The sequence below is a fragment of the Nocardioides sp. genome (assembly GCF_964228225.1).
Taxonomy (GTDB): domain Bacteria; phylum Actinomycetota; class Actinomycetes; order Propionibacteriales; family Nocardioidaceae; genus Nocardioides.
Genome location: NZ_CAXQZB010000059.1, coordinates 1 through 15,532 on the forward strand (window position 1 = coordinate 1; position 15,532 = coordinate 15,532).

Annotated in this window: 11 protein-coding genes; 5 read left to right on the forward strand and 6 right to left on the reverse strand. The window is 74.5% G+C overall.

The genetic code is table 11. From position 1 onward, the window contains the following. Nucleotides 1–74: 74 nt before the first annotated feature. The 3 genes from ACERUJ_RS14800 to ACERUJ_RS14810 form a co-directional block, all read right to left on the reverse strand. The gene (locus ACERUJ_RS14800; protein ID WP_370249479.1) at nt 75–3,119 is read right to left on the reverse strand and encodes a putative Ig domain-containing protein; all 3,045 of its coding nucleotides are present in this window, start codon (nt 3,117–3,119) and stop codon (nt 75–77) included. Nucleotides 3,120–3,536: 417 nt separating this feature from the next. Next, complete coding sequence (locus ACERUJ_RS14805) at nt 3,537–7,079, reverse strand: beta strand repeat-containing protein (protein WP_370249480.1); 3,543 nt, start codon at nt 7,077–7,079, stop codon at nt 3,537–3,539. Nucleotides 7,080–7,199: 120 nt separating this feature from the next. Then, nucleotides 7,200–7,436: a hypothetical protein gene (locus ACERUJ_RS14810; protein WP_370249482.1), complete on the reverse strand. Its 237-nt coding sequence runs from the start codon at nt 7,434–7,436 to the stop codon at nt 7,200–7,202. 260 nt (nt 7,437–7,696) lie between these two features. Here ACERUJ_RS14810 and leuE point away from each other — a divergent pair, with 260 nt between their 5' ends. After that, nucleotides 7,697–8,380 carry a leucine efflux protein LeuE gene (gene leuE, locus ACERUJ_RS14815; RefSeq protein WP_370249483.1) on the forward strand — a complete coding sequence of 228 codons (684 nt, stop codon included), beginning with the start codon at nt 7,697–7,699 and terminating at the stop codon, nt 8,378–8,380. A gap of 43 nt (nt 8,381–8,423) precedes the next feature. Here the strand turns inward: leuE and ACERUJ_RS14820 are convergent, their stop codons facing one another. After that, a complete protein-coding gene (locus tag ACERUJ_RS14820; protein ID WP_370249485.1) occupies nt 8,424–9,203 on the reverse strand; it encodes a glucose 1-dehydrogenase in 780 nt (259 codons plus the stop codon). Between the two features lie 13 nt (nt 9,204–9,216). After that, the gene (locus ACERUJ_RS14825) at nt 9,217–10,314 is read right to left on the reverse strand and encodes a diacylglycerol kinase (protein WP_370249486.1); all 1,098 of its coding nucleotides are present in this window, start codon (nt 10,312–10,314) and stop codon (nt 9,217–9,219) included. A gap of 132 nt (nt 10,315–10,446) precedes the next feature. Between ACERUJ_RS14825 and ACERUJ_RS14830 the strand changes: the two genes are divergently transcribed. Continuing rightward, the gene (locus ACERUJ_RS14830) at nt 10,447–10,767 is read left to right on the forward strand and encodes a pyrimidine/purine nucleoside phosphorylase (protein WP_370249487.1); all 321 of its coding nucleotides are present in this window, start codon (nt 10,447–10,449) and stop codon (nt 10,765–10,767) included. Nucleotides 10,768–10,813: 46 nt separating this feature from the next. On the opposite strand, the gene ACERUJ_RS14835 is transcribed toward ACERUJ_RS14830, so the two are convergent. Continuing rightward, nucleotides 10,814–11,734, reverse strand: coding sequence for a LysR family transcriptional regulator (locus ACERUJ_RS14835; protein ID WP_370249489.1), 921 nt, complete (start codon nt 11,732–11,734; stop codon nt 10,814–10,816). A gap of 93 nt (nt 11,735–11,827) precedes the next feature. Between ACERUJ_RS14835 and ACERUJ_RS14840 the strand changes: the two genes are divergently transcribed. From ACERUJ_RS14840 to ACERUJ_RS14850, 3 genes are all read left to right on the forward strand, one after another. Further along, nucleotides 11,828–13,021 carry a hypothetical protein gene (locus ACERUJ_RS14840; protein WP_370249490.1) on the forward strand — a complete coding sequence of 398 codons (1,194 nt, stop codon included), beginning with the start codon at nt 11,828–11,830 and terminating at the stop codon, nt 13,019–13,021. A 107-nt stretch (nt 13,022–13,128) separates the two neighbouring features. Beyond that, nucleotides 13,129–14,088, forward strand: a complete 960-nt coding sequence (locus ACERUJ_RS14845; RefSeq protein WP_370249491.1) for a hypothetical protein — start codon at nt 13,129–13,131, stop codon at nt 14,086–14,088. Between the two features lie 193 nt (nt 14,089–14,281). Continuing rightward, nucleotides 14,282–15,487: a DUF222 domain-containing protein gene (locus ACERUJ_RS14850; RefSeq protein WP_370249492.1), complete on the forward strand. Its 1,206-nt coding sequence runs from the start codon at nt 14,282–14,284 to the stop codon at nt 15,485–15,487. Nucleotides 15,488–15,532: the final 45 nt, after the last annotated feature.

The following is a 15,532-nucleotide window of genomic DNA, read 5'->3' on the forward strand; positions in this document are numbered from 1 at the left end:
GCCGGGCCGGTCCCGAGGAGGACCGGTCCGGCCGGGGCCGTCGCGCTGATGCGTCGTGGTCGGCCGCGCCGCGCTCAGAAGCCCCAGGAGCCGCCCGCGGCACGCCACCAGGCCCGCACCCGGTGGTGCGACGACTCCGCCGGGCGACCGCTGGGTGCCACCACGCGGTTCTCGCAGCCCCTGAGGATGTCGGTGCGGTCGGCGATCACGGTGTCGGTGCCGCCTCCGCAGTCGATGGTCTCCTTGGTGCCGTCGGCGGCGACGATGTAGTCCGCGCCGACTCCGGCGTCGACGGTGTCCTTGCCGGCCTGGGCGTTGATGCGGTCGTCGCCGCTGCCGGCGTCGATGCGGTCGTCGCCGGTGCCGCCGTAGACGCAGTCGTTGCCGGCCTTGGCGTCGAGCAGGTCCTTGCCCGCGAGGCCGGTCAGGGTGTCGGCGCGTGCCGTGCCGCGCAGGGTGTCGTTGCGGCCCGTGCCGGTGATCGGACGGGCGGTGCCGCACCGGGTGGCGGTGGCCGGGGCGGCCTCGGTGGTGTCGCTCGCGGAGGTGCAGCCGAGGTCCTGGGGGAAGTCGGCCGCGCCGTTGCCGTCGTTGTCCTTGCCGTCGCCGCACGCGGCGCGGGGGGCGGCGGCGATCGTGATGCTCACCGTGAGGTCGTCCTCACCGGCACTGTTGGAGGCCGTCAGGGTCAGTGACGTGGTGCCTGCTCGGCTCGGGGTGCCCGAGATCGTGCCGGTGCTGGGGCTGAGGCTCAGCCCCGGCGGGAGCGCGGTGCTCGTCACCTGCACCGGTCCGGTGCCGGTCACGGTCGGGGTGTAGGTGAAGGGCGTCCCGACGGTGCCGGTGGCGGTGGCGGGGCCGGTGATGCCGGCCGGGCGGACGACGGTGACGACGAGGCCGAGGTCGGCGCTGCCGGAGGCGTTGGCGGCGGTGAGGGTCACCGGATAGGTGCCGGGGGTGGTCGGGGTGCCGGAGAGCACGCCGGTGCCGGCGGCCAGGGTGAGGCCGGGGGGCAGGGCCGAGGTGGTGGTGACCGTGGGTGCCGGGTGACCCCCCACGGTCGGGGTGTAGGTGAAGGGGACACCGACCGCCGCGTTCGCCGTGGCCGCTCCCGAGATCGTCGGAGCTGCCGGTGCGGGCTCGATGGTGAGGGTGATCGGCAGTGTCGCCGACGGTGTCTGGCCGTTGATCGCCACCAGGGTGACGGCGAAGGTGCCCGCCGTCGTCGGAGTCCCACTGATGATCCCCGTCGCGTCGGCGACGCTCAGGCCCGGCGGAAGTGTGCCGCTCTGCACCTGCACGTGCGGCGCGGGCGTGCCCGCGAGGCTGGTCGGGGTGTAGGTGAAGGGGCTGCCGACGGTGCCGGTCGCGGTCCCCGGACCGGTGAGGGTCGGGGGTACCGGGATCTCCTCGACGGTGAGGGTGACGTCCAAGGTCGCCGTCCCCGAGGCGTTGCTCGCCGAGAGCGTCACGGGGAAGGTACCGGCCGCGGTCGGCGTGCCCGTCAGGGCGCCGGTGCCCGGGTCGAGGGTGACCCCCGGCGGGAGCGCCGAGGTCGTCGTGATCGTCGGTGCCGGGGCGCCGGCGACGGTCGGGGTGTAGGTGAAGGGCGTGCCCACACGGCCGAGGGCCGTCGCCGCTCCGGTGATGCTGGGCGCGACCGGGACCTGGGTCCACTGGGCGTAGTAGGTCAGCGCGACGGCCGTTCCGTCGGTGCTGCTTCCGGGCAGGGTCGTGGTGGTGGTCAGCGTCGTGCCCGAACCGTCGGCGGCGCTGTTCCAGCCCTCGAAGGTGAACCCGGCGCGCGTCGGTGTCGGCAGGGCGCGGGAACCGGCCTGGAGACTTGCGGCGAAGACCCGGACGGTCCCCACGGCGGAGCCGCCCCGGGAGTCGAAGCTGAGCGCGTAGTGCTGTCCCTTGATCGGCACGCCGCCGGAGACCGAGGTGCTGGCGAGGGTGATCGCGCCCGCGTTCGCGATCGAGCCCGTCCCCTCGATGGTCCCGGGCGCGCTGCCGTCGGTGCCGGGGGCGCCGCCGACGATCCGTCCGCCGCTGAGGATCGAGACCTCGTCGCCGCCCGTGGAGTTGTTGATCAGCAGGCTGGTCCCGGTCGTGGCGTTGCCCAGGCGCAGCGTGCCGGACAGGATCAGGGAGCCGAAGGTCTTGTTGTTCTCCGCGGCGTTGCCCACGGCGGTGCCCCCGAAGACGGTGACGTCGGCGCTGTCGGAGATGGTGAGGTCGCCACCGTTGGCGACGCGACCGCCGCCGATCGCCGCGGCGAGCCTGCTCCCGGTCGCGGTCACCACGGCGTCGCCGCTGATCGTGACCGTGCCGCCTGCGCCGCGGTTGCCGCCGCCGATGGCGGAGGGACCCTCGCCGTTGGGGTTGCCCAGAGCGGTGGCGGTGACGGTGCCGCCACTGATCGTGATCGGTCCGCCGGCAGCACCTTGGCCGCCGCCGATCGCAGCACCCATCACCGAGGTCGCCGTCACCGTTGCGTCGCCGGAGATCGTGACTCCCGAGCTGGGCTGACCGGCTCCGCCACCGAGGGCGGCACCGGCGTCCGCAGACGCCGTCACCGTGGCGTTGCCGCTGATCGAGACGGTGCCCGAGGCCCCGTTGGAGCCGCCGCCGATCCCGGCCGCGCTGCTCTCCCCGGTCGCGAGGACCGTGGCGTTGCCGCGGATCGTGACCGTGCCTCCGGCGCCGCCGAAGCCGCCGCCGATGCCGGCCCCACCGATGGCGCCACCGCGTGCCGTGACGTCGGCGGTGCCCTCGATCGTGACGGTGCCGCCGGCGCCCAAGCCACCGCCGCCGATGGCGGCGGAGTTCTGTCCGCCGTCGACGGTGATGCGCCCGGCGTTGACGACCAGCGTCGCGCCCGAGGTGGAGATGCCGGGGCCGCTCGAGGTCGAGGCGTCGATCGAACCGCCGCCGACGCTGTCGGTGATGGTGAGCGTCCTGCCGCCCGCGATGCCGATGGTCCCGTTGGTGGTGATGTTGCGGCCGGAGAGGTCCAGCGTGAGCGAGCAGGCGACCGTGAATCCACCGCCGCTGATGTTGGCACCGATCGACACCACGTCGCCGTCGGCGCAGTTGGCGGCGCCTGTGGCTGCCACCAGGGCGCTCGATGTCGTCACGGTCGACGAAGCGGCACCTGCGGGGGCCGCGGACAGGCCGGCCAGGCCCAGGGCGAGCACCGCGAGGGTGACGGGCCGGGATCGACGGGTGCGGAGGGGGACGGATCTGATCACGACGCTCCTAGGGGGGACGGAGCCCGAGGGGCTCCGGACGGGGGAGTGCGGGACGACTCCTCGTGGCCCGGATCGGCCCGCCGGACCCGGCGATGCCAGGGGTGACCTGCGTGGGTTCTCGAACGCATCGGGTCCTCGGGGAGATGGGGCCGAGCGAGGAGGAGCCCGGCTGCGGGCACTGTAGTGGGCGTGACCGTCGTCACGACAGGACGCCGGGCGGGTGGTCTGGACCGGTGCCGCGGTCGCGGCACCGGCCCGGGTCCAGCCGGGTCGGGCGGGGCGTTACCGCTCGGTCGCCGGGGTCCCCGCGTGGCGGGCGGAGGCGATCGGTCGTGCGGGCCGGTCGGGGCGGGGGGTGGCCCGCCGCTCGCAGCCGCGCAGGACGTCCACGCGGTCGGCGATCACGGTGTCCGATCCTGCGCCGCAGGTCACGACGTCCTTGGCGCCGTCGGCCACCACGAGGTAGTCGTTGCCGGCGCCGGCGTCCACGGTGTCGGCGCCCGCTTGGGGATTGATCCGGTCGTTGCCGGGGCCGGCGTCGATGTCGTCGTCGCCCGCGCCGCCGTACACGCAGTCGTTGCCGGCCTCGGCGGTCACGGTGTCCTTGCCGCCCAGGCCGCTGATCGTGTCGGCCTGGGCCGTGCCACGCAGGGTGTCGTTGCGCGGCGTTCCCGCCACCGGGCGCCGGGTGCCGCACTGGGAGGCCGTGGCCGGGCTGGCCTCGGTGGTGTCGGTGGCGGCCGTGCAGCCCAGGTCCTGGGGGTAGTCGACGGCGCCGTTGCGGTCGTTGTCCTTGCCGTCGCTGCAGGCGGGCGGGACGACCGGCGCCGCGGCGATGGTCACCGACACGGTGTGGGTGGCGCTCCCCGCGGCGTTGGTGGCGGTGAGGGTGACCGCGGTGGTGCCGGCCGTCGTCGGGGTGCCGCTGAGCGCTCCGGTGGCGGGATCGACGCTCAGCCCGGGGGGCAGCGGCGCGGCCGTCACGGTCGGTGCGGGATCACCGGTGAGGCTCGGGGTGTACGCGAACGGCGCGCCGACCCGGCCGGTGGCCGAGGGTGCTCCGGTGAGCGTCGGCGCGGTCGGGGCCGCCGGATCGGTGACGGTGATCGTGACCGTGCGGGTGGCCTCACCCCCGATGCTGGTGGCGGTGAGCACGACGTCGGTGCTGCCCGCCGTGGTCGGCGTCCCGGTGATCGCGCCGGTGGTGGGGTCGAGGGTCAGCCCCGGCGGGAGCGTGTCGGCGTCGACGGTCGGCGTCGGCGTGCCGGTGAGGGTCGGGGTGTAGCCGAACGCGGTGCCGATGCTGCCGGTCGCCGTCGCGGGGCCGGTGATGCCGGGCCGGGTCGCGACCGTGACTGTGAACGAGACGGTGCGACCGGTCCGGTCACCGCGCACGACGTAGAGCCCGGACGCGGTGCCGAGCTCGGTGGGCGTCCCGCTGACCACGCCGGTGGCGGCGTCGAAGGACAGGCCCGCCGGGAAGACGACCGGGTCGCCGGCGTCGTTGGCGTACATCTCGTACGTGTAGGGCGGCAGGCCGGTCACCGTCGGGGCCCAGCTGAAGGGCTCACCGAGGATCGCGACGGGGTTCAGGTCCCCGGTGATGACCGGGCGCTGGCGCACCTCGAAGGTGATCGTGAAGTCGGCGAAGCCCGAGGGGTTGGTGGCGCGCAGCGTGGCCGTGGAGGTGCCGCGGGTGGTGGCCACACCGGCCACGCGGATCAGCCCGTTCTCGGTCACGATCGACATCCCGTCCGGCAGCGGGCCCGAGCCCGGCGCCAGCGCCACGGTGGGCGTGGGGTAGCCGGTGACGGTGAGCCGCACGCCGCCGGGCGTCGTGGTCAGCAGGACCACGTTGCTCAGGGTGCTGAGGGTGGGCGCGGCCGGACGTCGGTCGATCGAGATCGTCACCGGAAGGGAGGCACCGCCCCGGTCGTTGGTCGCCCGGATCGTCACCTCGCTGCTGAGCGGCGTCGTGAGCGCCTCGGTCGGGGTGCCGCTGATCGACCCGGTGTCGGGATCGAAGCTCAACCCGTCGGGCAGGACGCCGTCGAGGGTCAGGGTCGGCACCGGGAAGCCGGTCACGGTCGGGGTGAGGCGCAGCGACTCCCCGACGAAGCCCGACACGCTGCTCGGTCCGGTGATCGTGGCCGGACCGGGGGTGGCGTCGACCGTGATCCGCACGGACAGGTCGGCGGAGCCGGTGCCGTTCGTGGCCCGGAGCACGAGGTCGAACGTCCCCGCCTCGAGCACGCGGCCGGTGATCGCGCCGGTGGCGGGGTTCAGGCTCAGGCCGTCCGGCAGGGTGCCCTGGTGCAGCGTGACGACGGGGGCGGGCTCACCGGTGACCGTGGGTCGGTAGTCCACGACGTCGCCGGCGAGCACGGCCACGCGGGCGGCGCCGGTGATCGCGGGGGCCTGGGTCCAGCGGGCGAAGAGCGGCACCACCGTGGCCGCGCCGGTGGTGCTGGGGGAGGCGATCGCCGTGAGCAGGGTGTCGGCACCGACCGTGGTGCCCGTGCCGTCGGCGGCGGTGTTCCAGCCGACGAACGTGAAGCCGTCGCGGGTGGGGGTCGGCAGGGCGCGGGCACCCGTGGCGACGCTCGCGGCGAACACGGTCACGGCGCCGGCGGCGACGCTGCCGCCGCGCGGGTCGAAGGTGAGCCGGTAGTGACGGCCCTTCACCGCCGTGCTCACGCGGTCGGTGGCGAGCAGGATGGCGCCGTTGTTGGTCACCTGGCCGGGGCCGGTGAGGAACGCGCCGGTCCCGCCGGTGCCGTCGGCGCTGGAGCCGCGCAGCACCCCGGTGGTGCCGATGGTGATCTCGTCGCCGGCCCGGGTGTCGCGCACGGTGAGTCCGCCGCCCGTGGTGGTGAGCGCCGGTGGCGGGTCGATCTGGAGGGTGCCGCGCAGGTCGAGGCGACCGAAGGCGCCGCCGCCGTCGGCCGGCGCACCGACGGCGTTGCCGCCGCTGACCCGGGTGAGTCCGGTGGAGGTGATCGTGAGGTCGGCGCCGTCGCTGACCGTCGGGTTGTTCGCGCCGTAGCCGCCGCCGATGCCGGCGGAGCCGCGACCCACGGAGGCCGTGACCGCGGCGGTGCCGCCGATCGTCACGGTGCCGCCGGAGGGCCCACCGCCACCGGCGCCGATGCCGGCGCCGCCGCGGCCGGCGTTGTCGGCGCCCACGGTGGTGGTGATGGTGCCGCCGGTGATCGTGATCGACCCGCCGCTGCGGTTGCGGCCACCGCCGATGCCGGCGCCGCCGGTGCTGTACGTCGTGACGCTCGGCGTGCCCTCGATCAGGATCGTCGGGGTCGGCGCGGCAGCGTCGAACGCGCCCGCGCCGCTGCCGATCGCCGCGCCGCCGAACTCGCCGCCGTAGGCGACGACCTGGGCGGAGTCGCGGATCGTGATCGTGCCCGCGCCGCCGGCGTTGTCGCCGCCGCCGATGCCCGCACCCTGGGCCTGGTAGCTGCGGGCGAAGACGTTGGCGGTGCCGGAGATCGTGATGGTGCCGGCCGTGGTGCCGGGCGAGCCGGTGCCCCCGCCGCCGGAGCCGATGCCGGCGCCGTAGCCGGGGGTCTGCGTGTCGCCGGTGTCGGCGCCCACCGTGCCGCCGCTGATCTCGACGACGCCGCCGGAGGAGGTGATGGCACCGCCGATGCCGGCGCCGTGCGAGTTGCCGCTCGTGGTGGCGAACAGGGTCCCTCCGGTCACGCGCAGGGTGCCCGCGTCACCGCCCGTCGCGGTGCCGACGTTGATGCCCGAGCCCCCGACGCCGGCCGAGCTGCTCGCGCCCACCGCGGTGGTGCGGCCCCCGCGCACGACCAGCGTGGCGCCGGTGGTCTGGATCCCGGCGCGGAAGAACTGCTGGTTCGCGCTGACGAAGAGCTGGCCGCCGCCCGCCGCACCGGTGGGGTTGGTGCCGTCGTCGACGGTCAGGGTCTACCCGGTCCCGATCACGACCGGACCGATCTGCAGGTAGTGGCCGTTGATGTCGAGCGTGACGTCGCAGGAGACCGTGAGGACGGTGAGGTTGCCCTCCGCCATGTCGCCCGTGGCTCGAAGCACGGTGCCGTCCTGGCAGCCGGGGGCGACCGCGGCGGTGAGCGCGACGTAGTTCGCGACCTCGATCGTCGCGGCCGCGGCGGTGCCGGCCAGCGGGACGAGCGCCGTCGACACGGCGACCGTGAGCCCCAGTGCGGACCCGACACGGCGGCGACGGTGGCGTGGGGTGGCGGGACGGGTGGAGCGCAGCGGCATGGGGCACCTGGGGGGAGGAGGGGAGAGCCGTCTCGCGACGACCGGACGTGCGGCATCGTAGGGCTCCGGTCGGGGCGCCGGGGAGATGTCCGGCCGCCGACCCCGGCCGACGGTGACGGTGGTCTGGACCGGTCGGAACGCCGGTGCGTCCGCCGCGGGGGCGTGGGACGATCGGGTGCGTGTGGGGAGTGACCGACCTGGGCACCTACGTCGTGGGCCTGGTGCTGATCGTGCTGCTGCCGGGCCCGAACTCGCTGTTCGTGCTCTCGGTCGCCGCACGCGACGGGGTGCGGCGCGGCTACGCGGCCGCGGCCGGGGTGTTCACCGGCGACGCCGTGCTCATGGTGCTCTCGGCCGCCGGGGTGGCCTCGGTGCTCAAGACCAACGAGGTGCTCTTCGGGATCGTGAAGTACCTCGGCGCCGGCTACCTCGGCTGGCTCGCGATCGGCCTGCTGCGCGCCGCCTGGGCCACCTGGCGCTCGCGGCACGAGCGGGTCGTGGCGTTGGCGCCCGACCTCGAGCCCGAGGGGGTGGCCGGACCGGCGGCGCTGGACCGCGGGCTCGCCACCGCCTACCGCCGGGCGCTGATCATCAGCCTGCTCAACCCCAAGGCGATCCTGTTCTTCATCGCCTTCTTCGTGCAGTTCGTCGACCCCGACTACGCCTACCCCGCGCTGTCGTTCCTCGTGCTCGGCACCCTGGCCGAGATCGCCAGCCTCCTCTACCTCAGCACCCTGATCCTGTGCGGCGCCCGGCTCGCGGCGGCGATGCGGCGTCGTCGGGTGCTCTCGGCGACGGGCACCACCGCGGTCGGGGTCGTGTTCCTCGGTTTCGCGGTCAAGCTCGCGACGGCGAGCGCCTGAGTCGTCGGACGCGGCGGGCCGGGCGTGAGGCGGGCCCGGCAGGTCAGGCCTTGTGGGGGATCTGGTTGACGGTGCCGCCGTCGACCACGAACTCGGTGCCGGTGGCGAAGGAGGACTCGTCGCTGGCCAGGAACAGCACGAAGGAGGCGACGTCCTCGGGCTGCCCCGCACGCCCCAGCGGGATCGGGATGAAGTCGTCGGGGATGCCCTCGGTGATCGGGGTGCGGATCAGGCCCGGGTGCAGCGAGTTCACCCGGATCCCGTGCGGCGCCAGCTCCATGGCGACCGACTTCGTCAGCCCCCGCAGGCCCCACTTCGAGGCCACGTAGCCGTGGGCCCAGGGGGTGCCGCGCAGGCCCTCGATGCTGGAGTTGTTGATGATCGACCCGCCTCCGGCGGCGATCATCGCGTCGGCCGCGGCCCGCATCCCCAGGAACGGGCCGGTGAGGTTGACGTCCAGGATCTGGTGCCACTTGTCCATCTTGAACCGCTGCAGCTGGCCGCCGTTGGCGATGCCGGCGTTGTTGACCAGCACGTCCAGCCGCCCGAAGCTCTCCACCGCCAGCGCGACGGCGGCGGTCCAGCCCTCCTCGTCGGTCACGTCCAGGTGCACGTAGAGGGCCCGCCCGCCGTGGCCGGCCGCGAGCTCGGCGGCCAGCGCCTCGCCCTCGACGTCGAGGACGTCGGCCAGCACGACGCTCGCGCCCTCGGCGACCAGGGCCCGGGCGCAGGCGGCGCCGATCCCGCGCGAGGCGCCCGTCACGAGGGCGACCTTGCCGGCGACGCGTCCCGAGCTGCTGGGGGTGCTGGGGAGGGTGGTCATGGGACTCTCGCTCTCAGGAGTGGGGGAAGCCGGTCGCGAACAGACCGGTCGGCAGGGTCAGGGGCAGGTCCAGGGGCGTGCGCACGCCCGGCGCGGCCGCGACGACGTCGGGGATGGCGTTGACGATCCGTCCGGCGCCCAGGGCGATCGCGGCGTAGTTGTGGTCGCCTCGGCGGCTCGTGGGGCACACGTCGACGACGTAGGAGGGCTCGCCGTCGATCTCGAGGCGGTAGGAGCCGCCCTCCTGCGCCGCCTGCGGCCAGTCCGGCCGCAGGTCCGGGCGCAGCCGGGTGGTGTGGTCGACGACGAGCACCTCCCGGCCCCCCACGACGCCCGCGATGCGGAAGCGCACCGCGGCCACGCCACCGGCGGGGATGGTGCCCACGGCGACGTCGAAGTCCTCCGGGGCCGGCTCCTGCTCGAACCACTCGGTGATCTCGTCGAGCTCGAGGCCGAAGCCGCGGGCGAGCAGGCGCAGCGAGACGCCCCAGGCCGAGGCCAGCATCCCGGGCTGGAAGAGCATCGGCAGGTCACCCACCGGGCGCCCGAAGCCCATGACGTCGACCATCACCGGCGCGCCGTCGTAGGTGGCGTAGTCGGCGATCTCGTAGCAGCGCACCTGGTCCACCCGCTGGCAGGTGCTCGCCACCGCGAAGGGCAGCACGTCGTTGGCCCAGCCGGGGTCGACGCCGCTGACGAACAGGCTCACCCCGTGGGTGCGGCCGAGCTCCTCGAAGGGCTCGATCATCGAGTCGGGCAGCAGCCCCCACGGGTGCAGCATCGGCACCGGCGAGGTGGCCACGACGTCCGCCCCGGCGGCCAGGCAGGTCTGCAGGTCGGTGAGCGCCTCGAAGAAGCGTGTCTCGGCGAGCGCGCAGTAGACGACGACGTCGGGGGAGGTGGCGGCCAGCGCGGCCGCGAGGTCGTCGGTGGCGGTGACGCCGGTGCTGCGCCCGACCCCGGCCAGGGCGCCGGCGTCCTGGCCGACCGTGGCGGGCGTGGAGGTCACGACGCCCACCAGCTCGAACCGCGGGTCGGTGATGAGCTGGGCCAGGGCGATGCGTCCGACGTTGCCCGTGGCGACGTGGAGCACCCGGAGGGGGGTCGGCATGGCCGCTCCTCGGGGTCGTTCCGCGGTCGGGACCGCGGGACCGGACAGGTGTCCGCACACTAGAACCTGTTCTAGTCCGGCGGCAAGGGATCCGTCGGCGTCCCGGTCGGGGCGCCACTACGATCGCTGGTCGTGAGCGAGAGCACGACGTACGAGAACGTCACCCTGGACACCCGCCCCAACGTCTACTTCGACGGTGCGTGCGTGAGCCACACCTTCTTCCTCGCCGACGGCACCCGCAAGTCGGCCGGCGTCATCATGCCCGCGACGCTGGAGTTCGGCACCGCCGCCCCGGAGGTCATGGAGCTCACCGCCGGCCGGTGCCGCGTGCTCCTGCCCGGCGCCGCGGAGTGGGCCGAGCTCGGGGCCGGGGAGTCCTTCTCCGTGCCGGGCGACTCCTCCTTCAGCATCGAGGTCCTCGAGACCCTCGGGTACGTCTGCCACTACGGCTGAGCCCGGCCGCGCGGGTCCTCCCGGTCCCGGGGTGCGGCGTCGTGGCTCAGGCCTGTCGCGCCACCCCGACCAGGTCGCGCACGGGCCCGGCCGGTGGGGCCGCGGGGCCGCTCCACACCGCGCGGAAGGCGCGGGTGAGGTCCAGCCCCCGGGTCGGGACGACGACGAGGCGGCCGGCCTCGACGTCGCGCCCCACCAGCCGGGGTGAGAGGAAGGCAGGAGCGCTGCCCGCGATCACGGCCTCCCGCACGGCCGTCGCCGTCGTGTGCTCCACCACCGGCGTCGCTCCGGTCAGCGCGTGGGCCGCGAGTGCCCGTTCGACGACCTCCCGGGTGCCGGAGCCGGGCTCGCGGTTGGTGAGCGGGAGCGCTGCCACCTCCTCAGGTGCGAGGGCCGTGCGGCGTCGCGCGAGCGGGCTGCCCGGCGCGGCCACGAGCACGAGGGTGTCGGAGCCGACGGCCTGGGAGCGCAGTCCCGGCGGCGGCTCCCCGCCCTCCACGAATCCGAGGGTCGCGGTGCCCTCGCGCACCGCCTCCAACACCTGGCGGCTGTTCGTCGCGTGCAGGCTCACCGTCGTGGGCCGGTAGCCCTCGCCGGCCTGACGCTGCTGGAGCAGCACCAGCCACCGCGGGAGCAGGGTCTCGGCGACCGTCATGCTCGCCCACACCACCAGGTCGCGGTCGCGGTCGCCGCGCAGGCCGAGGATCGCGGTGTCGATCTCCTCGGCCACCTCGAGCAACCGCGCCCCCCACTCGGCCACGACGACGCCGGCGGCGGTGAGCGTCGAGCCGCGCGCGCCGCGCTGGACGAGCGTGAGCCCGGTCGTGGCCTCCATGCTGCGCACCCGCTCGGAGGCCGACTGCTGGGTCAGTCCCTGGGCGCGTGCGCTCGCCCCGATGCTGCCGTGGCGACCGATGCCGACCAGCAGTCGCAGCCCGTCGAAGTCCGGGACATGGTGGATGGTCACAGGCAGATCCTATGTCTCACCACAGGGCGAGCCTGTGGATCGACAGGATCCGGGCGGCTACCGACGTCGTCCGGGCTCGCCGAGGCTGGGGTCATGACGTCGCTCGTCCGCGCTCCAGGCCACTCCGACCGGCACACCCCCGTCCGTCCGGTCTCCTCGGGGGCGGCGGCCGCCGTGGCGCGTCCTCGGCCCGTGATCGGGCCCGCGTGGTGGTCGGCGGTGCTCGGCACCGCCACCGGAGTGCTGGCACCCCACGCCGTGGCGGCGGTGCCGGGGCTGCCGGCCGGGGTGTCCGAGAGTCTGGGGCTCCTCGCCCGGGCGATGGTGCCGGTGGTGCTCGTCGTCCTGGCGGGGGTGCTGGCCCTCAGCGTGGCGCAGTGGTGGCGCGAGCCCGCGGCGGCGCGCCTCGCCTGGGCGGATCCCCAGCAGGGCCAGGCCGCCGGTGCGCTGCCGATGGCCCTGATGGCCGTGGCCACCGCCGTGCTCGTCGGCGGCCCGGGGGCGTGGACGGCGCCGTGGGTCACCGCCGGTGCCGTGGGCTGCTGGGCGGTCGGTGCGGTGCTGGCGGTCGTGGTCGCGATCGCGGTGCCGCGCCGCACCTGGCGCGGCACGGAGTCGGACGTCACCGGCACCTGGCTGATGCCTGTCGTGGCGCCGATGGTCGCCGCTGCCACCGCCCCGGCGCTGCTGCCCGTGCTACCGACGGTGCTGCCGGCCGGGCTCGCCGACGCCGTCGTCGTCCCACTGCTGGTGGGTGGGCTCGCCTGCGGCGTCCTCGCCGGGGTCCTCGCGCTGCGGGTCGTGGCCCGTCTGCGGCTCCGGCTGCGGTGGCGCGCCTTCCCCGCGGCCGCGGTGCCCACCCTGTGGGTGGTGCTGGGCCCCTGCGGGCAGGCCGCGACGGCCGCCCACACGCTCAGCGCCGCGGCCGCGACGCACTGGCCCGACGCCGCGACCCCGCTCACGCTGCTGGGCGCCCTGCTCGCGGTGCCCCCGCTGGTGCTCGGGTTGGCGTGGCTGGCCGTCCTGCTGCGCCTCACGCCGGCGATGCGACGACGGGTCCCCGCCTCGGCGGGGCTGTCCTGGTGGGCCCTGACTTTCCCGGTGGGCACGCTGGTCACCGGTGCCGCCGGCCTGGCGACCGCCACCGGGGTGCTCGCCCCCGCCGTGCTCGCACTGGCGCTGCTCGCGGTGGTCGCCGCGGGGTGGGTGGTGGCGGCCCGGGCGAGCGTGGCGCTGCTGCGCAGCGGGGTGGAGTCGTCCGCGTCGCCGGGTAGGACGGAATCCTGACCCTTGCATCGGGGTGACCGCCGGTGTCGGCGGCGCCGTGCACCCGACCGAGGGCGGCCGACGTTGGCTCTTCACGCCGTCGTCCGATGGTCGCTACAGTCCGGCCCGTGCTGATCTCCCCGACGGTTCCGCGTGCCGCAACCTCCCTGATCGTGGCACTGCTGCTCACCACCGGCCTCGCGGCCTGCGGTGATGACGGTGATGGTGGCCCAGCAGGTGGTGGAACAGACCGGGCTGCCGCGTTGACCGACTGGTGCTCGGGTGCGCTGCCGGAAGCCACGCTGGCGGGTGCCGGCCTGCCGGGCACGTTCGCGACCGCCGCCGGGTGGGGTGAGCCTGGGGAGGAGGTGATGGGGGTGATCTGCGGCTTCACGTCCGACACTGCCGTCGGATTCGCGATGGGCCGCGCCGAGTTCCCGACCGAGGCGGACGCCGCCGAATTCGTGGGCCAGCTCCCGGACGAGACTGGTTCAGTGGACACCTTCGACAGCTTCTCGACGTCGCTGAACCCATACATGAACTACTCGATGAAGGTCCAGCGTGGCCGGATCGTCGTGCAGAGCTACATCGAGCAGTGCCCGGATGAGGAGACCTGTGACGAGGCCTCAGCAGCTCTCGCCATCGTCGTCGCCGATGCGGCGGCTCCCGACGTGTCCGGGGCGTGCGCAACGGATGACGGTGACGAGTACAAGGTCCTGCCTCTCGTCGCGGACGTCGAGGGAGAGCACGCCTTCGCGCTGCTCGATGACGCCGGCAAGGTCGCCTACCTCACCGCGACCGGTGCTGGTGGCCTGTCGACGAACGTCATGTTCACGATGGCGGGCCACGCCGTCTCGCCGGACGACGTCGAGTCCGACTCCTCCGGCGGTGTCGTCTCCGTCGAGGGCCGTGCGGTCCTGCGTGCAGGGGATGGACTCGAGGACCTCGGGTACGTCCTCGAGAAGTCGTGGGCGATCAACCTCGGCGGCGGGAAGGCTGCCGTGACCAGCTACGAGGGCGAGGCGGAGCCTCCGGCCATCGACGGTCGGTTCTTCGTGAGTTCGGCGACTCCCTGCACCACGCTGTAGCCGAGCCCACCCCGACGCGCCGTCCGGAACAAGCGGTCTGGCCTGCCCGCGCCGCGGCGGACCACCTCGCGCGCGCCTCCCGGCCCCAGGGCTTGTCGCCTTGGCACGATGCAGCCGACGGAGGAGGTATCCACAGACCCTTTCCGCAGGCGTCGGAACTGTCGGTGGTCCCGTGTTGACTTCTCATATGGAGATGGCCACCCCGGAGGCGAGCGTTGCGGCGCTGACGCACGCCGCTCGCACTGCGCTGGGCTCGGCGGCGTGTGGGGAGGTGTGGCGTCTCGGGGCTGCTGAAAGCCTGATGGTGCTCCAGGAGCTCGCTGAGCTGGAGGCCGTCGCGGCGGCGCTGCGGGCGCGGGTGCTGGTGCATGCCGAGACCACCGGAGCGCACGTGAACACGGGGGCGGAGTCCGTCGCCGTCTGGCACGCCCGCGCGACCCGGACCACGGTGGCCCAGGGGCGGGCGGCGCTGCGGGCGGCGGTCGCGCTGGAGGCGCGGCCCGACGTCGCGGCAGCGCTCGCGAGCGCTGACATCAACCCCGCGCAAGCGAAGGTGATCGTCGACGCGGTGGTGGAGGTGCCGGAGGAGGACCGCGAGCAGGCGTCGACGTATCTGCTGCAGAAGGCCGAGACGCATCACGCGAAGGACCTGCGGGTCCTCGGGCGGCGGATCTGGGAGGTCCTGGACCCGGTCGCGGCGGATGCCCGGGAGTCGGCGGCGTTGGAGCGGCAGGAGGCGCGTGCTGCGCAGCGTGTCCGGTTCTCGATGGTCGAGCACGACGACGGCACGATGGAGGGCTGGTTCCGGGTCCCGGTGCTGCACGGGGCGATGCTGCGCAAGATGCTGGTCGCGATCGGCGCCCCGAAAGCCAAGCGGGCGGCGGAGGGCGCTGGTGCTTACGACCCGACCGTCAGGACTCCGGCGCGGTGGGGGCAGGCGTTCTGCGACCTGCTGGAGCGCATCGAGGACAAGGACCTCCCCGACCGCGCCGGGTGCGGCGCCACCGTCGTGGTCACGATGACGATTGAGAACCTCCAGGGCCAGCTGGAACAGGCCGGGCTGCTGGACACGGGCGAGAAGATCAGCGCCACGGCCGCCCGCAGGCTCGCCGCGAAGGCCGGGATCATCCCCGCCGTCCTCGACGGCGCCGGCATGGTGCTGGACTGGGGTCGCACCCGCCGGTTCCACACCAGGGCGCAGCGTCTGGCGATCGCCACCATCCACCGCACCTGCGTCCACCCCGACTGCGACGTCTCCGCCAGCCACTGCGAGATCGACCACGACCCACCCTGGGAATCCGGTGGTGGCACCGACCTCACCGGGAAACCACGATGCCCGAAACACCACCGCGAACGACACCGGGACCAGGGCACCGACCCACCTCGCCGCGTCTCGTGACGGCGCCGGGGCGCCTCCTCGACGACCGCGTCGACGGACGGTCGT

Bases quoted from the DNA above. Each gene is read 5' to 3' on its own strand.
- ACERUJ_RS14820 (WP_370249485.1), bottom strand. From the start codon at position 9,203: ATGACCACCCTCCCCAGCACCCCCAGCAGCTCGGGACGCGTCGCCGGC.
- ACERUJ_RS14825 (WP_370249486.1), bottom strand. From the start codon at position 10,314: ATGCCGACCCCCCTCCGGGTGCTCCACGTCGCCACGGGCAACGTCGGA.
- ACERUJ_RS14840 (WP_370249490.1), top strand. From the start codon at position 11,828: ATGACGTCGCTCGTCCGCGCTCCAGGCCACTCCGACCGGCACACCCCC.
- ACERUJ_RS14850 (WP_370249492.1), top strand. From the start codon at position 14,282: ATGGCCACCCCGGAGGCGAGCGTTGCGGCGCTGACGCACGCCGCTCGC.